Genomic DNA, 20,710 nt, shown 5'->3' on the forward strand with positions numbered 1-20,710 from the left:
CGATCCGGTGGGGCGGTCACGGGGGTCGCGTTTCGGCCGCGGACAACTGCAATGCCGGGAGGGAAACCTCGGCGGGCATATGTGCGCACGGCTCGCACGGCACACGTCGGGCACTTGCGCCGAAGCTGAAATTATCCGCCCGAACACCAAGGACTGTGGTGTGATATGGATCACATCCCTGCCTATAGATGTCTCCTTTAACTCTCAACTACGGTGACTCCGTCCATCTCAGGAGCCGGGAGGCCCAGTGTCCGGAGAAGAGCGGATCGATTACCTTGTCGTCGGTGCGGGACCCGCGGGAATCCAGGCGGCATATTTCCTGGAACGCGCGGGACGCGACTATCTGGTCGTCGAGGCGGGCGCGGCTCCCGGCACCTTCTTCACGAGGTTTCCCAGACACAGGAAACTCATATCCATCAACAAGGTGCACACCGGCTGGGACGATCCCGAGCTGAATCTGCGCACCGACTGGAACTCACTGCTGTCCGACGAAGGCTCGCCGCTGTTCACCGCGGTCACGCCCCGGTACTTCCCCGACGCCGACGACATGGTCGGCTATCTCGCCGACTTCGCCGGCACCCACCGCCTGCGGATCCGCTACGGCACGCGGATCACCCGCATCTCCCGGCGACCGGCGCAGGACGGCGGTCCGCGCGGGGACTTCGAGACCGTGGACCAGGACGGCACCGTCCGCAGGGCCCGGCGGCTGATCATGGCGACTGGCGTGTCCCGCCCCTACATCCCGCCCATCGAGGGCGTGGAACTGGCCGAGGGGTACGACCTGATGCCGGTCGACCCGGCCGGGTTCACCGGGCAGCGGGTACTGATCATCGGGCGGGGCAATTCGGCCTTCGAGACCGCCGACAACCTCATCGAGACGGCCTCGGTCATCCATGTGGCGGGACCCGGCTCGCTGCGGCTCGCCTGGCAGACCCATTTCGTGGGGCATCTGCGGGCGGTGAACAACAATTTCCTGGACACGTATCAGCTCAAGTCGCAAAACGCCCTGCTCGACGGGGAGATCATGCGCATCAGCAGGGACGGCGAGGACGGCCCCTACCGGGTCCCGGTGAAATTCGCGCGGGTGAACGAGGTGGTCAAGGAGATCACCTACGACCGGGTTATCCTTGCCACCGGTTTCCGCTTCGACGCCTCGGTCTTCGCCGAGGAATGCCGCCCGGAACTGACCATCAAGGACAGATTCCCGGCGCAGACGGACGCCTGGGAATCCCCGAACGTACCCGATCTGTATTTCGCCGGCACGATCACCCAGGTGCGGGATTTCAAGAAGTCCACCAGCGGTTTCATTCACGGCTTCCGCTACGGTGTCCGCGCGCTGCACCGCATCCTGGAACAGCGTTACCACGACCGGCCGTGGCCGCGCCGGGAACTGGCCGCCGATCCCGCCGGTCCCGGCGACCGCACCGACCCCGCCGGACTCCCCGGGACGATCGCCGAAGCGGTGATCGAGCGGGTGAACCGCAGCTCCGCCCTGTGGCAGCTCTTCGGTTTCCTCGGCGACGCGGTCATCGCCTCCCGAGGACCGTCGGGCGAATCGGTCGGCTATCACGAGGAGGTGCCGGTCGACCATCTCCACCAGGCGGTCGGCGACGGCGTCTTCGGAGACGTCGGCCGCTATCTGACGGTCACCCTCGAATACGGCGCCGACCACGACAAGGTGAATCCGTTCGACATCTCCGTGGGCCGGGTGTCGCAGCAGGCGACCGCCGGGCTCGACGGCCGCTATCTCCACCCGGTGGTGCGGCTGTTCGAGAACGGCAAGCCGGTCGCGGAGCACCACATCACGGAGAATCTGGAGAACGAGTGGGACAGCGAGGAGGTCCACCGCGCCCCGCTCGTCCGCTTTCTGACGGACCATCCCGTCACGGGTGACGCCCCCGTCCCCGCCGCCGACCCGTCGTGAACGGGGTGCTGTCGGCGCTGCGGGACAGGGCCCGCGCCCGACTCGACCCGGTCCACTGGGACTTCTACGAGGGCGGCGCGGGCACCGAGACCGCCCTGGCCGAGAACGAACGCGCCTTCGCCCGGCTGGCCTTGCTGCCCCGGGTGCTGACCGGCACGGGCCACCCGGACACCAACGTGTCGCTGCCCGGCGGCCGGGCGTCGATGCCGGTGGTGGTCTCCCCCACCGCCTTCCACCGGCTGGCCCATCCGGACGGCGAACGCGCCACGGCGCGTGCTGCCGCGGCGGCCGACACCGTACTGATCACCTCGCAGGCGGCCACCACCGCCGTGGACGAGGTCACCGCCGCCGCCCGCTCGGTGCGGTCCGACGCCGTGGTGTGGTTCCAGCTCTATCTCCAGCCGGAGGCCGAGGTCACCGCCGCGCTCGTCCGGCGCGCGGAGAAGGCGGGCTGTACGGCGCTGGTGGTCACGGCGGACTCGCCGGTCTTCGGCCGCCGCGGCCGGGACGAGCGCAACGGCTTCCACGACTTGCCGCCGGGACTGGCCGCCGAGAACATGCGGGATCTGCCCGGCGCGCCGCCCGGCCGCACCCGCGACATCGCGATGTCACCGGCGCTGTCCTGGGACGACCTGCGCCGCCTGCGGGACGTCACCGGCCTGCCGGTCGTGCTGAAGGGCGTTCTGCACCCCGCCGACGCCCGGCGCGCGGTCGACGAGGGCGTACAGGCGCTGATCGTCTCCAACCATGGCGGCCGTCAGCTCGACGCGGCACCGGCCACCGTCGAGGCGCTGCCCGCGGTGGCCGACGCGGTCGGCGGGCGCGTCCCCGTGCTGCTGGACGGCGGAGTGCGCGGCGGCTGCGACGTGGTGGTCGCGCTGGCGCTCGGCGCGGCGGCGGTCGGCATCGGCAGGCCCGTGCTGTGGGGCCTCGCGGCGGACGGCGAGGCGGGCGTGACCGCCGTACTGGAGGAGTTGCGGGCCGAGTTGGCGCATGTGCTGACGCTCTGCGGCAGCGCCAACTGCCGCGGTCCGGCACGCGATCAGGTCGTGGCACGGGGGGCGAGGGCGTGCTGAGGCGCGCCGGGGCGGCGGCGCTCGCGCTGTCCGTCCCCTATTGGCTGCCGCGGACCGTCGTCGCCCTGCGGGTGAGGGTCTTCGCCCGGATCAACGGCCCGGAGGGCGTGGTCGTCCCCAACCCGGAGGTGGCCGCTGACCGCTTCACCGAGTTGTACGAGCATCCGGCCGCCAGCGGTCGCAGCAAGGGCGCGGCACTGTCCGATCTGTTCTGGTACTGGCTCTCCCCCGGTCCCGAGGTCCACCAGGAGCATCTGGAGCCGGGGCCCCGCTACGACGCCGTCGCCCGGACCACCGCCGCGATCCTCGCCGGGACCAGCGCCGAACTCGCCGCGGCCGCGGCCCGGCGGACGGCGCGGGTGCTGGACGAACTCGTGCCGGGCGACGCCGCGTTGGTGCGGCTGCGAGATCTGATGATGCCGGTCTGGGCTGAGTTCTTCTACGGCCTGGTCTTCCGCGAGCCGTGCCCGCCGCACGCGCGCCGGCTCATCGTGGCCAATGCCGAGGACGTCATCAACTCCCTGAAGAACACCCGCCTTCGGCACATGCGGCGGCGCGAGCGGCTGACCCGCTACCTGCTGCGCAGGCTGGCCGCGGGCGACGTACCGCACGCGCTGCCGCCGGAGTTGGCGTCGCCGAAGGACCGCGCGCACTACCTCCAGGGCACCTTCTTCAACACCGCGGTCGTGCAGATGTCGGAGGCGATGGCGCATCTGCTGCTGATGCTCGCCGCGGAATCCGACGTCCAGCAGCGGCTGGCGGACCACCCCGAGGACGACCGGTACCTGTCCCACGTGATGAACGAGACGCTGCGGATGTACCCGCTGTTCGGCATCGCGCACCGCGTCACGGCCGAGGAGATCGACCTCGGCGGCGGCGCGCGCTATCCGGCGGGCACGGTGCTGTGCTTCGACTATCCCGCCTACCACGCGACGGGGTACGCCGATCCGGACACGTTCGACCCGGAGCGGTGGAATGGGACGTCCGCCAAGCACGCGCACCACATCCCCTTCGGGGTGGCCGCGAACCGGCCCTGCCCCGCCTGGCGGCTCGCCCCGCTGATCATGCGGGCCGCGACCCGCGAGGTGCTGGCCCGCTTCACCCTGCACACCGCGGTGTCGCACACCCGCTCCATCCCGCACCGCGCGCCCTGCCTGCTGGTGCGCCGCGACCGGCCGCTGCCGCGGTACCGGATCTTCGCCGTCCGGGCGTTCCTGCGGGTCCGCGACCGCTGGGAGGACGTCGGCCGCAGTCTGCTCCAACTGGCCTTCGGCACCTGGATGGTGCTGGACGCGCGGCGGCAGCGGCCGACAGAGCAGTGGTTCGCCGCGCACGACACGCAGGGCCGCCCGCTGACCGACGCGCGTCCGGGCGGTCACGGCCCGGACGACGACGCGTCCGGCGGGCCCGCGGACCGCTGTCCTCACCCCCACTGACCCCGGCAGTCACAGGCACTGCCTCCCCCCATGAATCCGCACCCGCCGAAGGGCAGCCCGCCATGTCCGCGACCGCGCTCGGCCCCGCCTTCCTGCTCGCCGTCGTCGTCATCCTCCTCACCTGCCGGATCGCCGCCTGGGCGCTGCGCCCGCTCGCCCAGCCGCCCGTGGTGGCCGAGATGATCGCGGGCGTGCTCCTCGGTCCCTCCGTACTCGGCCTCGTCGCACCCTCGTGGGAGCACGCCGTCTTCCCCGCCGACCTGCGGCCCGTGCTGTACGTGGCCGGGCAACTCGGTCTGGTGCTCTTCATGTTCCAGGCGGGGTACGAATTCCGCGTCGACCGGATCAAACCGGTGGCCAGACCCGCCGCGCTGATCTCGACGGCCGGGATTCTCGTACCGCTGGCACTGGGCACCGCGCTGGTGTGGGCCGTGCGCGATTCGGTGCACACCGCTCCCGCCGGTGTGCCGATGTACGTGGCCGCGCCCTTCGTCGGCGTCACACTGTCGATCACCGCGTTCCCCATGCTGGCCAGGATCATCACCGAACGCGGCCTGACCGACACGGCGTTCGGCACCATCTCGCTCGCGGCCGGCGCGCTGGACGACGTCGTCGCGTGGATTCTGCTGGCGGGCGTCCTCAGCCTGTCGCGCGGCACCTCCGGGCCCGTCGTGCTCGCGGTGGCGGGCGCGGCCGGTCTCGCGGTGGTGCTGTTCGCACTGGTGCGGCTGCGCGGTCCCGCGATCCGGATCGCGGAGCGGCTGCCCTCGGATCAACTGCTGCTGGTGACCTTGCTGTTGCTGTGCCTGGCGGCCTGGTACACCGACCGGATCGGCCTCTACGCGGTCTTCGGCGCATTCAGCCTGGGCGTCGCGTATCCGAGGGCGCCGAGGATCGACCGTACGCTGGAGGCCGCGGCGCCGGTCAGCCGCGTCCTGCTGCTGCCGCTGTTCTTCACGTACTCCGGGCTGAACACCGACACCGGTCTGCTGACCGACCCGACGCTGCTGCTGTTCGCCGCGGGCTGCACGCTGGCCGCCGTGGTCGGGAAGTTCGGCGCGTGCTGGCTGGCCGCCAGGCTCGCCGGGCAGAGCGGGCCCGTGGCGCTGCGGGTCGGCACCCTGATGAACGCGCGCGGGCTGATGCAGCTCATCGCCATCAACGTCGGGCTGGCGGAGGGCGTGGTGACGCGGTCGATGTTCACCGTGCTCGTCCTGGTCGCGCTGGTGACCACGGTGATGGCCACGCCGCTGCTGGCGCTGTGGGACCGGCGGGACGGCGGCGTCCCGGACGCGCCCGCCGTCCCCGCCGCCCCGCCTCCGTCGAAGGTCTCCGCCGTCAGCGAGTGAGGACGCGGCCTCGCCGCCGGGCCGGACGCGGCGCGGTCAGCGGGGCACGCCGAACGAGCTGAGCGGTGTCGGACGAAGCGGCTTCCCCTGCCAGGCCGCCGTGAAGTCGCGGGCGGCGAGCGAGCACGTGAGCGTCAAGTGATGCGGGGTCTCCAGGAATCCCAGCTCGGCGACGAAGGTGTCGGCGTCGGTCCAGCCCGCGCTGACCGCGGTCGGTACGGGGACGGCGGGCCGCTCGGCGACCGCCCAGCAGGTCCCGGCGAAGCGCAGCGCGAACGGCGGCTCGTCCTCGTTCTTCGCCTGGTCGAGCGTGAGGATCCAGCCGTCGCCGTCGGCCGTCAACTCCACCGCCGTCAGGCTCGGTTGGGCCTCGGCCTCGCCGTCGCGCGGCGCGAACCGCACCCCGGACCACGCCTCGGTGCCGGCGGGCGCCGCCTCCCCCTCGACCGTCGGGAGGACGAGCCGGGACAGCCGCTCGCGCAGCGCCGCGTCCTCGGCGCTCTCCGCCGCGTCCTGCCCTGCGGCGCTCACCGGCTCCGGCCCGAAGGCGGGCAGCAGGTGCTCCCAGATCATGTCCATCACGGACTGCATGAGATCGGTGTTCGCGGTGATCGCGATCACCACGTCCTGCTCGGGCAGCACGACGCAGAACTGCCCGACCGCCCCGTCACCGCGGTAGCCGTGGCGCGACATCCAGAACTGGAAGCCGTATCCCTGCGCCCAGTCCGAGTTCCGCGCCTCGGGCGAGCCGTCGCTGTTGTCGACGTGCGCGCGGGTCGCCTGCGCGACCCAGGACGCCGGAAGGAGCTGCTCGCCCTCCCACACGCCCTTGTCGAGGTAGAGCTGGCCGAGCCGGGCGACCGCGTCGGTGGCGGCGTGCAGCCCGCTGTAGCCCAGCTCGCGGCCCGCCCTGTCGCGCTCCCACAGCGTCTCGCCGATGCCGAGCGGATCGAGCAGCCGGGGCCGCAGGTACTCGGTCAGCGTCTGTCCGGTGGCGCGCTGGATGATGGCGCCGAGGGTGTACGTGGTGGGCTGGTTGTACGCGAACACCGAGCCCGGCTCGCGGTCCGGCGGGATCAGCAGGAAGCCGCGGACGGGCTCTTCCGCGTCGATCGCGTGCGCCTGGACCACGGTCTCGGACAGGTGACCGCTGGCCATGGAGGCGATGTGCCGCACCTTCATGGCGCGGCTTCCGGGATCGGTGATGTCGGCGTCGAATTCGGGGAAGTAGGAGATGACCCGGGCGTCCAGGTCCAGCAGTCCCTCCTCGATGGCGAAGCCCACGGCCGATCCGGTGAAGCTCTTGCTGATCGAGTAGAGCCGGTGCGGCCGGTCGGCGGTGAAGGGAGCCCACCAGCCGGAGGCGACCACGCGGCCGTGCCGCAGGATCATCAGGCCGTGCGGTTCGACACCGGGCGCCGCCTCGATCGCGTCGAGGAACGCCTGGACTCCGCGGGCGTCGACGCCTTGCGCGGCCGGGCTGCTGACGGGCAGCGGGTGAGCGGTCATCGGGCTTCCTCCTGCTGCTGGATCTTCGACGGCCATCCTCGCCGCGCCCCGGCACGGGTGTCCAGGGGGGGTGTCGTCGGCGGGCCGCCGGACAGATCCGCGCGCGGGGCCGCCGCGTCCCCTCCGCCGGGTCCCGTACGGCCCCGGTGACGCGGCGCGGTCGCGCCGAATAGCGGGCATTCCGCATTCCGAATGGCCGCCATTCGCATAACGGGTGCGGATTATCGGCGGCCCGACCGTCGAGAACTCCCGCTATTCGTCCCGCGGATGACCGCCTTCCGAAAGACGCGATCGACGCAGATGGGAGGCGTCGATACGTTCATCCCCAACTTGTCGACGGCGCGTTGCCGCCCACGTCGGGCCGTGTTCAGCAATTCGCGCCACGCCGGAAAGGACGTCATGTCACCCCCCCACCCCATGGTGATCGCACCCGCTCCACCCCGTATGAGCCGCCGTCTGCTGACCTGGGTACTGACCGCCCTGGCCATGCTCACCGTGGTCCCGCTGATGACGGTGACCGCCGCGACATCGGCCACCGCCGCCGAAACCCCCCTCAACCCCAGCCAGTTCCACGGCGTGCACTGGTCGCGCCTCGGGGACAACTTCACCTTCGACAGGCTCGTGCTCCAGGGCCTGTCGGCCAACGACGACTACAACTCCGCCAGGACCAAGGCCGACGGTATGTTCGCCGCGTTCCAGAGCACTCTGGGCGCCAACACCGTGCGGCTGCCGATGAATCCCGCCACGGTCAACTGGAACACCTACAACGCCGTGATCGACGCGGCGACGGCCAAGGGCTTCAAGGTCATTCTCTGTTACTGGTCGGAGGACGGCAGCAACACGATAACCAGCGCTTACCTGCCCACCTGGAATCAGATGTGGGACACGGAGATCGCCCGGTATCTCAGCAATCCGCTCATCTCCTTCGACCCGATGAACGAGCCCGTCGGCATGACCACTCCCCAGTGGCTCGACTTCGCCGCCAACTGGATCGCCCGGGCGAGCGCGGCCGGGCTGCCCAGGAGCCGGATGTTCATCGAGGGCGCCCAGGCCGACGGCGGCGGCTGGGGAAGCGACCTCAGGCCGCTGTGCAACGACTCCCGTTTCAACGGGGTCTACCTCGCGATGCACCGCTACGCCTTCCCCTACGGCGCGCGGTCGTACAGCGACTGGGTCAACGACATCAAGACCTACATGGGCAACTGCTCCTCGCGCACCGTCATCGAGGAGTTCGGCGCCGACGCCGACAACGGCATCAACTACGACGCCACGCCCAGCAGCACCACGCCCAAGGAAGTCGCCTTCCTGCGGGCCGTCACCGATGTCGCCCGCCAGTACAACCTGGGCACGATCTGGTGCCACGGCATCGGCGGCAGGACCACCAGTTCCGACCACGACTCGCTGAACATCCTCAGGCTCTACAGCGCGTACGGCGGCGGCACCCAGAATCTGCCGCTGTGGGTCCCGAACCAGACGGCCGTCAACCGCCTCGAATACGCCTGGGGCGCGTCCGGCGCGAGCACGACCCGGCTGCGCGATGTCGGGTACACCGCGTGCCTCGACGTCCCCGGCGCGTCCCACGTCAATGACGTCCAGCTCCAGGTGGCGGGCTGCGGCGCCGGCGACAACCAGCAGTGGACGCGCCAGTCCAACGGCGCGATCAGCGTCTACAACGGGACGAAGTGCCTGGACGCCCAGGGCTTCGGCAAGACCAACGGCACTCATGTGATCAGCCATGACTGTCTGGGCACCGCCAACCAGCAGTGGCTGTTCTTCTCCGACGGCACGGTCCGCGGCGTCGACTCGCACCTCTGCCTGGACGCCGACCTCTACAGCGCCCAGAACGTGCAGCTCTGGTCCTGCGGGAACGGCACCAACCAGAAATGGCAGCTCCTGTGACGAGGACGCCTGCCGGGCACATGCGCCGCCGGTCGCGGAGACTCCACCCCGCGGCCGGCGGCGCTCGCCGAGTCGGCGGGCGGCGGCACCGCGCAGGAGGCGGCGGAAGCCGCCGCTCCGGACCATTCGCTTAACGGATTGACGCCTCCCGAAACACGAACTTCACACGCACGACTCTTGGCCTTAGCGTCATCCGCATCCCGACAGGCCGATATACGGCGTCCGGAGATCAGGTGTACCGGGGCGTCAGATCAGGTGTACCGGGACGTCCCCATCACTTCACGGAGGAAACGTGTCTGCCGGAATTGCGAGCCGAGGATGACGGGCGGGGCGCCGGCGATCGTGGTGCGCAATGTGTCGAAGTCGTTCGGCGGTGTCGCGGCGGTCCAGAATGTGTCCTTCACCGTATCGGGCGGCGAAGTCGTCGCATTGGCGGGTGAAAACGGCGCGGGGAAATCCACGGTGAAGAACATCATCGGCGGAATCCTGCGTCCCGACACCGGGCGGGTCGACTTCGGCGGGCCCGGCGCCGACGCCGACAAGGCGGGTGCGGCGGGCGGTGCGGCGGCCGGAACGGGCGCTGCGAGAAAGCGCTCAGGTGTTGCCACGGTGCACCAGGAGACCAGTCTCTTCCCGGATCTCACGGTCGCCGAGAACATCCTCATCGGCCGGCTGCGCGACGGCCGCTCGCTGACCGTCAGGCCAGGACGCCTCAAGCGGCTCGCGGCGCCCGTCCTGCACCGTGTCGGCGCGCGCTTCGGCCCGGAGGCGCTCGTACGGGACCTGTCCGCCGGGCAGCGGCAGTTGGTGGAGATCGCCAAGGCGCTGGCCACCGAACCGCGGGCCATCGTCTTCGACGAGCCGACCGCTTCGCTCAACCTCGCGGAACGCGAACTGATCATGCGGATCATCGAGCAGTTGCGCGCCGACGGAGTGGCGGTTCTCTACATCTCGCACTACCTGGAGGAGATCGCGCGGCTCAGCCAGCGCATCGTGGTGATGCGGGACGGACAGGTCGTCGGCGACCGCCCGACGAGCGAACTGGACCGCAGCGCGCTCGAAGCCCTCATGGTGGGACGCGAACTCGCCCGGGGATACCCGGCGCTGCCGCGTCCGCGGTCCGAGACCATGCTCTCGGTGCGGGACCTCGACGACGACGCACGCGTCAGCGGGGTCTCGTTCGACATCGCCAAGGGCGAGATCTTCGGGCTCGCGGGGCTGATGGGCTCCGGTCGCACCGAGGTCGCCAGGGCCGTCTTCGGGCTCGGCGGCAGGACCGGGCGGATCGAGATCGCGGGGCAGCCGCTGCGCCGCGGCGACGTCCGCGCGGCCATCGCGGCCGGAATCGCGTTCGTCACCGAGGACCGCGCGCACGAAGGGCTCTTCCTGGAGCGGCCCATTCGGGAAAGTCTCTCCCATGTCGACCTCGGCTCGGTCTCCGCCGCGCGAAAGGGCGGCTGGCTCGACCACCGGGCCGAACGGCGTCTGGCCCAAGAACTCGCCGCCAAGGTCGGGCTCGTCGCCCGCGGCGGCCTGGAATCCGGCGGGAATTCACTCAGTGGAGGAAACCAGCAGAAAGTCGTCATCGGCAAGTGGCTTGCCAGGAAACCACGTCTGATCATTCTGGACGAGCCGACCCGGGGAATCGACGTCGGCGCCAAGGCGGAAATCTACCGTCTTCTCATCGATCTGGCCGACAGCGGATCGTCCATCCTGCTCATCAGTTCGGAAATGGAGGAAGTGCTCGGCCTCAGCCACCGCGTCGGGGTCATGCACGACGGCAGATTGGTTGACATTCTCGACAGGTCCCAGGCCACTCAGGAAACGGTGATCAGGCTCGCCACGGGCGGCGTCCGATGAGAACCCCTTCGCGGCTGTACGACGGCCCCCGCGCGCTGGTGCGGCGACAGCCGCTGCTGCCCGTGCTGGCGGTGCTGCTGATCGTTCTGTCGGTGTCCTACGACGGCTTCGCCGGTACGGCGAACTTCCGCAACATCGCCGTACAGGCGAGTCCCCTGACCATCGCCGCGGTGGGCGCGACCTACGTGGTCATCACGTCGGGAATCGACCTGTCCGTCGGCTCGATGCTGTTCCTGGCCGCCGCCGTCGAGTCCAGCGACGCCCTGATCGGCAGGCCCGCGGGCGTGGTGTTCCTCGCCGTCGCCGCGGCGGGGGTGTGCATGGGGCTGCTCAACGGCGCCGCGGTCGCGACGAGCCGGGTGCCCGCCCTCATCGTCACCCTCGCCACTCTCCAGGTGTTCCGCGGCGCCGGGGGTCATATCACCGGCCAGCAGAACATCAACCTCCCGGCGAATCTGCGGGACATCGGCACATCGGCGGTGCTGGGGGTTCCCGCGCCGGTCTGGCTGGCGGCGGCCGCGGCGCTCGGCGGGGGCTGGGTGTTCAGCCGCACGCTGTTCGGCCGGTATCTCCAGGCGGTGGGTTCCCACCGCGACGCCGCCGTCAACGCGGGCCTGCCCGTGAAGTGGGTGACCGTCGGGGCGTACGCGCTGGCCGGGCTGCTGGCCGCGCTCGCGTCCCTCACCCAGACCGGCCGCCTCGGCGCCGTTCAGCCGTCCATCGGCCAGGGCTACGAACTGACGGTCATCACGGCCGTCGTCCTCGGCGGGACGAGTCTGTTCGGTGGCCGCGGCAGCATCACCGGCACCGTCCTGGGCGCCCTCGTCCTCACGACCGCGCAGACCGGACTGGTGTTCTCCGGGGCCTCTCCCTATGTCTTCGACATCGTCCGGGGCGCCGTTCTGCTCGTCGCTGTTCTCGCCGCCGCCGTCCGGTGGCGCAATCCGGTCCGGCTGTTCGGTCCGACCCGTACCTCTCCGTCGGACGGCCCCCGGACCGTGCCCGCGGAGGCCGGCGCAACGAAACTGAAGGAGCTCAGATGAAGCCGAACCTGATCACAAGATGCACGGCCGTCGCGGCCGTGGCCTGCCTGGCGCTGACGGCCTGTGGCTCGTCCTCGAAATCCGGGGCGGGATCGACGTCCGGGGGCAAGCACGGCACGATCGGGGTCAGTTTCGATCTGCTCAACGCGATCCGCACCTCGGAGAAGGTCTCCATCGAGAAGGCGGCGGCAGCGGCCGGTTACAAGGTCGTCTTCTCCGTCGCGGACCAGGACGCGCAGAAGCAGGCGTCGCAGATCCAGGATCTGATCCAGACCCGCAAGGTCGACGCGCTCATCGTCATCGCGCAGGACGGGAAGCAGATCGCCTCCTCGATCAGCCTGGCCAAGGCCCGTCGCGTTCCCTTCGTGACCATCGACCGGGCGGTCGCCGACGTACAGGACATCACGTTCCAGATCACCGGCGACCCCAAGGCGGACGGCAAGCTGGCGGCGGACGAGTTCGCCGCGGCGGCCAAGTCCAAGCCGTTGAAGGTGCTGGAGCTGGTGGGCGCGCTCACCGACCAGAACGCGATCGGCCGCAGGGACGGCTTCGACCACACGCTGGACGGCAACCCCGATGTCACGGTGGTCAGCCGGGTCCCCACCAACTGGGACCCGTCGCAGGCGCTGGACGGCACCTCCAACGCGCTGCAGAAGGACTCCGGCATCAACGCGATCTTCGTTCCGTCGGACTTCCTTCTGCCGTCGGTGCAGTCGGCGCTCACCACCGCCAAGCGGCTGGCTCCGATCGGCGACCCCAAGCATGTGTTCCTGGTGACGATCGACGGTGACGAGAACGGCTGCAAGGCCATCAAGGACAAGACCCTCGACGCCGACATAGCCACCCGTGTCGACCAGTTCGGCAAGGAGGCCGTCGCGTCGATCGCCACGGCGCTGGCCAAGCAGACCGTCAACCCCAAGACGGTCCAGAGCGCGGGCGTGACTCTCAACCAGGCCAACTTCGCGGCCGTCAGCTCCCAGGTGTGGGGTTGCGGTGCCTGAGACCGCCGACACCGGATCGCGTCCGGGCCGCCTGTCGTGGCTGCGTGATCCGGCCCGTCGTCCCGCCTGGTTCGGCGATCTGTCGATGCTGCCGGCCCTCGCCGTGCTGATCGCCGTCCTGAGCCTGACCACTGACGGCCTGCTGACGTCGTCGAACATCACCAATGTGTTCAGCCAGTCGGCCGTCGTCGCGATCGCCGCCATCGGCGCGACCTTCGTGATCCTCACCGGCGGCATCGACCTGTCCACCGGGAGCGTGATCGGCGCCAGCGGCGTCGCGGGGGCGTGGGTCATCACCACGACCGACAGCGTCGCGGCGGGCATCACGTTCGCGCTGCTGACCGGGGCGGCCATCGGTGTGCTGGTCGGACTGCTGGTCGCCAGGCTGCCCGTCGTGCCGTTCGCGGTGACGCTCGCGGCGCTGTACGTCGTCAGCGGCGCCACGACGCTGCTCAGCCACGGCAGGACGATCGCCCCCGTCCCGACCGGTTTCGTCGACTTCAGCATCGACGGGCCCGGCGGTGTGCCGTACGCCGTGTGGATGACGGTCGGGCTGTACGTGGTCGCACAGGTCGCCCTGACGCGGACGGCGTGGGGCCGCCGGGTCCTGCTGCTGGGAGCCAGCGAGGAGGTCGCCCGGATCAACGGGGTCAACGTCCCCCTCATGAAGACCAGCGTGTACGCGGTGGCCGGTCTGTTCTCGGCGCTGGCCGGTGTCGTGCTGACCTCGGAACTGGCCGGGGCGGGAGCGAGCATGGGCAGCCCCCTGCTGCTCAACGTCGTCGGCGGCGTGGTCCTCGGCGGCACCAGTCTGTTCGGCGGTCGGGGCAGCCTGCTGCGCACCGCGACAGGGGTGCTGTTCCTCGGCTTCCTCTCCAACGGCATGAGCCTGCTCGGACTGGCCTCCTACGACCAGCAGATGGTGACCGGCGCGCTCATCTTCGTCGCCGCCTGCGGGGACGGTCTGGTGCGCTGGGTACGCCCACGATCGGCCACCGCCTGACCGCTGCCGTCGCCGTCGCCGTACCTCACTCAACAACTCGACCCATGGACAAAGAAGCAGGCGATCAATGAGATTCACCCACAAAGTCGCGGTGGTCACTGGCGCCAACTCCGGTATCGGCCGGGCCACCGCCGTACGGCTGCTGGCCGAAGGCGCCCAGGTGCTCGCGGTCGACCTCCGCCACGACGCACCGTGGCCCGAGCCCGACCGCGACCGGCTGAGCACGCTCACCCTCGATGTCGCGGCGGCGGACGCCGCCGACGTCCTGACCGATACCCTGCGGTCGCGCTTCGGGCGCGTCGACGTGCTCGCCAATGTGGCGGGCATCCTGCGCATCGCGCCCTTCCTCGACGTGAGCCGCGCCGACTGGGACCGCGTCCTCGCGGTGAACCTGACGGCGCCGTTCTTCCTCGCCCAGGCGGTGGCGCGGATGATGGTCGACACCAAGACTCCCGGACGCGTCGTCAACGTCTCGTCGGTGCACGCCGTCGTCTCCGAGCCGGGCGCCGCGCCGTACACCGCGACCAAGGGCGGTCTCGAGGCGATGACGCGGACCATGGCGTCCGAACTCGCCCCGCACGGCATCACGGTCAACTGCGTACGGCCGGGGCCCGTGCGTACCGGCATGAGCGACCCGATCTACACACCCGCCGTCGAGCGGGCGCTGGAGTCCCGCGTGCCGCTGGGCATCGCGCCGCCCGAGTGGATCGCGGCGGCCATCTGCTACCTGGCGTCCGACGAGGCGTGCTACACCACCGGGGCCGGTCTCGATGTCGACGGAGGGTACGCGATGGACGGCGCGCTTCCCGGATTGGCGTACTCGTGAGCGCCCGGGAGCAGCGAGTCGCGGTGGTCACCGGGGCGGCGTCCGGCATCGGCCGGGCCACGGCGCTCCGGTTGGCGGACACCGGATACGACCTCGCGGTGCTGGACATCGACGCCGACGGCCTGGCGCGGACCTGCGCGGAGATCGAGAAGGCGGGGGGTACGGGCCGCGCCTTCCCCGTCGACCTGCGCGATCCCGACGCGGTCGGCTCGGTCACCAGGGAAGTCGCCGTCACGCTGGGGACGCCCGCGCTGCTGGTGAATGTCGCGGGCACCGGACTCGCCGCGACGGTGCTGGAGACCAGCGACGAGGACTGGGACCGCGTCCTGTCGGTCAATCTCACCGGGCCCTTCCTCACCACCCGCGCGATGCTGCCGCTCATGCTCGACAACGGCGGTGGCGTGGTCGTCAACGTCGCCTCGGTCGCGGGCCAGGTCGGCCTCGCCCGGCGGGCCGCGTACTGCGCCTCCAAGGCGGGGCTGGTCGGGCTGACCCGGGCCATCGCGGTGGACCACGCCAAGGACGGCATCCGGTGCGTCGCGGTCTGCCCCGGCACCGTCGCGACCGAGTGGATCGACAAGATCGTCGCGAACGCCCCCGATCCGCTCGCGGCCCGGCAGGCGATGGCCGCCCGCCAACTGGACGGACGGCTCGGCTCGCCCGAGGAGATCGCCGCCACGATCGCCTTCGTCGCGGGCCCGGACGGCCGCTTCATCAATGGCGCGGCGCTGATCGTCGACGGCGGCCTGACCGCGGCGTGAGCCGTCCTCGGAAGGGGACCGGCCGTACGCCGGGGAGTGACGGTCCGGGGTCCGCCGGGGCCGCCTCTCGCGGACGACGCCGTCCGAGAGAGGCGGCCCCGGTACCCGGCCGGACCGCGCTGATCAGGCATTGATGTCCCGCACGCCCGTAGTGGCCCGGGGGGCGATCGGGTAATTTGGCCGCACACGAAAGGAACCGTCAGTGACCCTGTCCACAGGTGACAACGACGTCCCGTCCGAGCAGGGGACGACGGTTCCCCGCGACGCGATGTCTCTGCAGACAGCGTGGCTGCGCAGCTTCCTCGCGGTCGCCGACCGGGGCGGATTCGGCACCGCCACGCATACTCTGCACCTTTCGCAGTCGCGGGTCAGCGCGCACATAGCGGCGCTGGAACACGCCCTGGGGGTCACGCTCTTCGACCGCAAGGCCCGCCCGGTCTGCACCACGCAGGCGGGTGACCTCTTCTACGGTCACGCGCGGGCGGCGCTCCAGGAACTCCAGCGCGGTGTCGACGCCGCCCGCAGTACGCAGGACCAGATCGTCGCCCACCTCACCGTGGCCAGCTACCCGTCGGTCAGCTCCACCTATCTCCCGACGCTCCTCCAGGTCCTCAAGGCCGACCATCCCGGTCTCACCGTCGAGCTCTGGGAAGGGACCGCGGCCACGTTGGAGGAGGCCGTCGCGACGGGCACGGTCGACATCGCCTTCCGGCCGACGCTGCCGAAGATGCGCGAGCCCACGCTGTGCCACCGCACGATCTGGCGGGAGGACATCGTCGCGGTCATGCGGGACAACGATCCGCTGGCGACCAAGGCGACCGTCCGCGTGGACGACATCCTCTCCCGGCCCCTCATCGGCAATCCGGCCGGTTCCGAGGAGGAGGGCGGCGGCTACGACCTGCGGCACATGCTCGGGGAGTACGAGTCGAAGGCGGACATCGCCTATCTCACCGATCATCCCGCCACGCTCATCGCCCTTGTCCGGTCGGCGTTCGGCATCGGGATCATCAACCAACTGGCCGTGGAGACAACGACGACGGACGGTCTCACCGTCCGCCGTATCGAGTCGCCCACCGCCCACCGGGACGTCGCGCTGTTCTGGCCCCGCCGGCGTTCGAGCAACGCGGCCGTCTGCGCCTTCCTCAACGCGCAGGGCCGCACGCCGCTCCCGGCGAGCGTACGGCCCCTTCCGCCGACGGCCTGAGCCGGTCGCCCGGACGCCGCCGCCGTACGCGCCCGGAGCGGCCTTCCCGTCTCAGCCGCGGAAGGCCGCCACGGGTACGCCGCGCGTGTCCGTGGCGACGACGAAGACGGAGCCGGACAGCGGGGAGCGCTCCAGATCCTCGGCGGACAGGCCCTCGCGGGCCGAGGTGACGTACAGCCTGCCGTCGGCGCCGAAGGCACAGCTCGTGGGCTGCGGGACGGGCACCGGTACGCGTCCGATCACGCGGCCCGCCGGGTCGTAGCGCCGTACCTCGGCGCCGCCGTGCATGGCTGTCCAGAAGCAGCCGTCGACGTCGACCGCCAGGCCGTCGGGGACCCCGGAGCCCTCGGTCTTCGTCAGGACCTCAAGGCCGCCCAGTTCCCCGGAGTCGGCGTCGAACGCGCTGCGGTAGAGCAGTCGGGCGTAGCTGTCGGCCAGGTACATCACGGTGTTGTCGGCGTTCCAGCCCAGTCCGTTCGGCAGGACCAGCCCGTCCGCGACGACGACGCTCGGGGCGTCTGCGTCCCAGCGGTGGAGCCGTCCCTGGCCGGGGGCGAACCGCATGTCGTTGCTGCCCGCCCAGAACCGTCCGCGGGCGTCCACCTTGCCGTCGTTCATCCGCAGGTTCGGCTCCGGCAGGACCGGGTCGACGACGGTGGTCACGCCGTCGACGAGGAAGCCGAATCCGCCGGCCACGGCGGCGGCGAACCCGTCGTCGTGGGCCCGCGGCGCGACCGCGCCCACCATGACACCGACCTCGGTCACGGTCTGCCGCCCGGTGGCCAGGTCGTCCTCGTAGACCGTGCCGCCGTAGATGTCGACCCACACCAGCCGGCCGGTCCTAGGGTCGAAGACAGGGCCCTCCCCCACCTCGGAGGTGTCGCTGCGCACCGCGACATCCAGATCGGTGTAGGTCCGCACACTGCCCATGACGACTCCGTTTCCGCGTGACGTCCACGTTTTCCCGCGTGTTCTTCGGCCGCGTGCCTCTTCTGCGTGCTGTTCCGGGCGGTCGCGGCGGCCCCTGCCGGACAACCTCGCCCGCGGCCGTGGCCACTGTCAACGGCGGATAGCGGATGGCGGGGATCCGGGCTGCGAATGGGCCGTTTCCCGTGGTCGCGCACGGCCCAATTCACAGCGGTGGGAAGGAGTCCCTCCGGCCGGGGTGCGTGCAGCACCGCCCTGATGAAGGCGCGGGCCGCCGCGCCCAGCGGCCGTTCGGAATGCCACCAGGGCCCTCGCCATGTCCTGAGCCCGCACGGGGACCTCGCACGGGACCCCGAGCAGGACCCTGCAAGGAGACCCCTCACAGATAGGCAGGCAACCTGCTAATCTATTCGACAGGCAGCCTGCCTATTCGAGGCCGCTGTGATCCGCCCTGGACCACGCCCGAACGCGGGCGGCAGGGGACCGGCGGGCGCGGGAAGCGAGAGGAGTCACGCGGTGAAGGTCATCGCACGCGGTGCCGTACCGGTACCCGTCAGCGGGGCGCACGGCGACAGGCGGGGAAAGCCCTTCGGCGCGCGCTTCGTGACCCCGCTGTACACGGGGGCCGCGCTCAATCCGGTCAACAGCTCGGTGATCGCGACGGCTCTGGTCCCCATCGCCGCCTCGCTGGACATACCGGTCGGGCGGACCGCGATCCTGATTTCGAGCCTCTATCTGACCAGTGCGATAGCGCAGCCCGCGGCCGGACGGCTGGCGGAGGTGTTCGGCCCGCGCCGGGTGTTCCTGACCGGCACGCTCATCGTGCTCGCCGCGGGCGTGATCGGCGCGATCGCCTGGAATCTGCCCGTCCTGGTGCTCTCCCGCGTCCTGATCGGCGCGGGCACGTCCGCCGCCTACCCCTCCGCGATGCTGCTGATCCGCCGCCGGGCGACCGCGGTCGGTCTCCAGGATCCGCCGGGCAACGTCCTCGGCGGTCTGGCGGTCGCCGGTGCGGCCACCGTGGCGATCGGCCCGGCCGTGGGCGGGTTGCTCGTCGGCGGGCTCGGGTGGCAGACCGCGTTCCTGGTCAACGTCCCGGCCGCCGGTGCCGCCTTCGCGATGGCGCTGCTGTGGATCGACAAGGACCCCGCCCGCGCCGGGGGCCGCTCACCGCGCGAGCTGGCCGTACGCATCGACGTCGTCGGCATGGCGGGCTTCGCGGGCGCCCTCACCTCGCTCCTGGTCTTCCTGACCGGGCTGCCCACGCCGGACTGGACCGCGCTGGCGGCCGCGGTCGTCCTGGCGGGAGCACTCGTCGCCTGGGAACTGCGGGCCGCCCGTCCGTTCCTCGATGTGCGGCTGCTCGCCTCGAAGCCCGCGCTGACCCGCACGTATCTGCGCAACGGGCTGACGCTGATGGGCACCTATGTGATCCTCTACGGTCTGACCCAGTGGCTGGAGGCCGCGCACGGGCTGTCCGCGTACCAGGCGGGCCTGGTCCTCGTCCCGATGGGCGCCCTGTCGGCCGTCACGGCCCGGATCGCCTCGCGCCGCACATCGGTGCGGGGCGTGCTGATCGGCTCCGCGGTCCTGCTGCTGCTCGGCGCGGCGGCCGCCCTGCCGCTCACGGCGCACACACCGGTCGCCGCCGTCGTCGCCGTCACCGCGCTGTTCGGCCTCACCTCGGGGGCGAGCACCGTGGCCAACCAGACGGTCCTCTACCGCGAGTCCCCGCCCGAGAGCGTCGGCACGGCCTCGGGGCTGCTGCGCACCTTCGGGTACATCGGCTCGATCGCCTCGGCGGCCATCACCGGGATCGCCTTCCACAGCCGCGTCGACGACACCGGCCTGCACCGCATCTCGTGGTCGCTGGTCGCCATCGGCGCCGTCGTCCTCCTCATGACCGTCTTCGACCGCCACCTGGCCGGTGTCCGACAGGGCTCCGCGGCGGCGGTCGATCCCCCCACCCCACACGACCACACCGCTGAACCGCACCGCTCAGGTGATCCGCGCCTCTCAGAAAGTACCGACATGACCACCCCCGCCCAGCCCGTCGTCGCCTCCCGTACCGCCCTGTTGCTGATGGACTTCCAGCCCGCGGTCCTGGCCGCCGTTCCCGACGGCGAGGCCGTGCTCGCCCGCGCCCAACAGGCCCTGGCCTGGGCACGTTCGCTGGACATCCGCGTCGTCCACGTCCGCGTCGCCTTCGCACCGGAGGACTTCGCCGCCGTGCCCGACCGCAACAAGTCCTTCGCCCCCGTCGCCCGGCAGGGGTTCCTCGCCGACGGCAGCCCGGAGGCGGACCTGCACGACGCGCTCGACGTACGGGAGGGCGACATCGTGGTGCGCAAGGTCAGGGTCGGCGCGTTCTCCGCCGCCACCGGACTCCACCCGACGCTGCTCGGCCAGGAGATCGACACCCTCGTCCTCGCCGGGCTCTCCACCTCGGGCGTGGTGCTCTCGACCGTGCGGCACGCCGCCGACGCGGACTACCGGCTCTACGTCCTCGAGGACGCGACCGGCGACCCCGATCCGGAGGTCCACCGCGTGCTGACCGAGAAGGTGTTCCCGAGCCAGGCGGACGTCATCACCACCGATGATCTGTCCGCGCTCGGCAAGCAGGCTTGAGCCCCGCTCCCGACGTGAAGTCGGGATCCGGAAATCGGATCGGACCCATATGCGATACGGGTCGGCGGTGTTGTCCGGGCAGTGCCCCACCTCCCGGCTCTGAACTGGGCCGATCCGCTTTCCGAATAGGGCTGTTCCGACATCCACGCTTCACTGTCGCCGCGGTGCGCACGTATCGTCCTGAGGTATGGACATCCCACTTTCCAGTCCCCTGTGCGCAATTGAAGAGTTGCCGGAAATCCGCCGCGGTGGATTCACGGAACG

16 protein-coding genes are annotated in these 20,710 nt (G+C 70.8%); 13 read left to right on the forward strand and 3 right to left on the reverse strand.

Annotated features, from left to right (window positions below):
* Positions 1-247: 247 nt before the first annotated feature.
* The 4 genes from ACIP4Z_RS27320 (at position 248) to ACIP4Z_RS27335 (ending at position 5,785) form a co-directional block, all read left to right on the forward strand.
* Positions 248-1,924 (forward strand): NAD(P)-binding domain-containing protein, encoded by a 1,677-nt coding sequence (locus tag ACIP4Z_RS27320; protein WP_401312481.1) that lies wholly within the window; start codon positions 248-250, stop codon positions 1,922-1,924.
* Positions 1,921-3,000, forward strand: coding sequence for an alpha-hydroxy acid oxidase (locus tag ACIP4Z_RS27325; RefSeq protein WP_401312484.1), 1,080 nt, complete (start codon positions 1,921-1,923; stop codon positions 2,998-3,000). The genes ACIP4Z_RS27320 and ACIP4Z_RS27325 overlap by 4 nt, the downstream gene beginning before the upstream one ends.
* Positions 2,994-4,436 carry a cytochrome P450 gene (locus ACIP4Z_RS27330; protein ID WP_401312487.1) on the forward strand — a complete coding sequence of 481 codons (1,443 nt, stop codon included), beginning with the start codon at positions 2,994-2,996 and terminating at the stop codon, positions 4,434-4,436. The genes ACIP4Z_RS27325 and ACIP4Z_RS27330 overlap by 7 nt, the downstream gene beginning before the upstream one ends.
* Before the next feature lie 62 nt (positions 4,437-4,498).
* Positions 4,499-5,785: a cation:proton antiporter gene (locus tag ACIP4Z_RS27335; protein ID WP_355349063.1), complete on the forward strand. Its 1,287-nt coding sequence runs from the start codon at positions 4,499-4,501 to the stop codon at positions 5,783-5,785.
* A 36-nt stretch (positions 5,786-5,821) separates the two neighbouring features.
* Here ACIP4Z_RS27335 and ACIP4Z_RS27340 read toward each other — a convergent pair whose 3' ends face one another.
* Entirely contained in the window at positions 5,822-7,294 is a 1,473-nt protein-coding gene (locus tag ACIP4Z_RS27340) for a serine hydrolase domain-containing protein (protein WP_401312491.1), read from the reverse strand.
* A 444-nt stretch (positions 7,295-7,738) separates the two neighbouring features.
* Between ACIP4Z_RS27340 and ACIP4Z_RS27345 the strand changes: the two genes are divergently transcribed.
* Positions 7,739-9,193: a ricin-type beta-trefoil lectin domain protein gene (locus ACIP4Z_RS27345; protein WP_391161825.1), complete on the forward strand. Its 1,455-nt coding sequence runs from the start codon at positions 7,739-7,741 to the stop codon at positions 9,191-9,193.
* Positions 9,194-9,444: 251 nt separating this feature from the next.
* Here ACIP4Z_RS27345 and ACIP4Z_RS27350 read toward each other — a convergent pair whose 3' ends face one another.
* Positions 9,445-9,669: a hypothetical protein gene (locus tag ACIP4Z_RS27350; protein WP_401312797.1), complete on the reverse strand. Its 225-nt coding sequence runs from the start codon at positions 9,667-9,669 to the stop codon at positions 9,445-9,447.
* On the opposite strand from ACIP4Z_RS27350, the gene ACIP4Z_RS27355 reads away from it, so the two are divergent.
* The 7 genes from ACIP4Z_RS27355 to ACIP4Z_RS27385 all read left to right on the forward strand — a co-directional run bounded on the left by ACIP4Z_RS27355 (position 9,587) and on the right by ACIP4Z_RS27385 (position 16,891).
* Complete coding sequence (locus ACIP4Z_RS27355) at positions 9,587-11,053, forward strand: ATP-binding cassette domain-containing protein (RefSeq protein WP_391162207.1); 1,467 nt, start codon at positions 9,587-9,589, stop codon at positions 11,051-11,053. The genes ACIP4Z_RS27350 and ACIP4Z_RS27355 overlap by 83 nt on opposite strands.
* Positions 11,050-12,096, forward strand: a complete 1,047-nt coding sequence (locus ACIP4Z_RS27360) for an ABC transporter permease (protein WP_401312494.1) — start codon at positions 11,050-11,052, stop codon at positions 12,094-12,096. Before ACIP4Z_RS27355 ends, ACIP4Z_RS27360 begins: the two co-directional genes overlap by 4 nt.
* Positions 12,093-13,097 carry a sugar ABC transporter substrate-binding protein gene (locus tag ACIP4Z_RS27365; protein ID WP_401312497.1) on the forward strand — a complete coding sequence of 335 codons (1,005 nt, stop codon included), beginning with the start codon at positions 12,093-12,095 and terminating at the stop codon, positions 13,095-13,097. Before ACIP4Z_RS27360 ends, ACIP4Z_RS27365 begins: the two co-directional genes overlap by 4 nt.
* Positions 13,090-14,100, forward strand: coding sequence for an ABC transporter permease (locus ACIP4Z_RS27370; RefSeq protein ID WP_391049893.1), 1,011 nt, complete (start codon positions 13,090-13,092; stop codon positions 14,098-14,100). Before ACIP4Z_RS27365 ends, ACIP4Z_RS27370 begins: the two co-directional genes overlap by 8 nt.
* 67 nt (positions 14,101-14,167) lie before the next feature.
* Entirely contained in the window at positions 14,168-14,926 is a 759-nt protein-coding gene (locus ACIP4Z_RS27375; RefSeq protein WP_355349045.1) for an SDR family oxidoreductase, read from the forward strand.
* Complete coding sequence (locus ACIP4Z_RS27380) at positions 14,923-15,687, forward strand: SDR family NAD(P)-dependent oxidoreductase (RefSeq protein ID WP_401312501.1); 765 nt, start codon at positions 14,923-14,925, stop codon at positions 15,685-15,687. Before ACIP4Z_RS27375 ends, ACIP4Z_RS27380 begins: the two co-directional genes overlap by 4 nt.
* Before the next feature lie 268 nt (positions 15,688-15,955).
* The gene (locus ACIP4Z_RS27385) at positions 15,956-16,891 is read left to right on the forward strand and encodes a LysR family transcriptional regulator (protein ID WP_401312504.1); all 936 of its coding nucleotides are present in this window, start codon (positions 15,956-15,958) and stop codon (positions 16,889-16,891) included.
* Positions 16,892-16,942: 51 nt separating this feature from the next.
* Here ACIP4Z_RS27385 and ACIP4Z_RS27390 read toward each other — a convergent pair whose 3' ends face one another.
* Positions 16,943-17,821, reverse strand: coding sequence for an SMP-30/gluconolactonase/LRE family protein (locus ACIP4Z_RS27390; RefSeq protein ID WP_391161829.1), 879 nt, complete (start codon positions 17,819-17,821; stop codon positions 16,943-16,945).
* A gap of 513 nt (positions 17,822-18,334) precedes the next feature.
* Here ACIP4Z_RS27390 and ACIP4Z_RS27395 point away from each other — a divergent pair.
* Entirely contained in the window at positions 18,335-20,446 is a 2,112-nt protein-coding gene (locus ACIP4Z_RS27395) for an MFS transporter (RefSeq protein ID WP_401312507.1), read from the forward strand.
* Positions 20,447-20,710: the final 264 nt, after the last annotated feature.

The sequence above is a fragment of the Streptomyces sp. NPDC088910 genome (assembly GCF_044749865.1).
Lineage (GTDB): Bacteria > Actinomycetota > Actinomycetes > Streptomycetales > Streptomycetaceae > Actinacidiphila.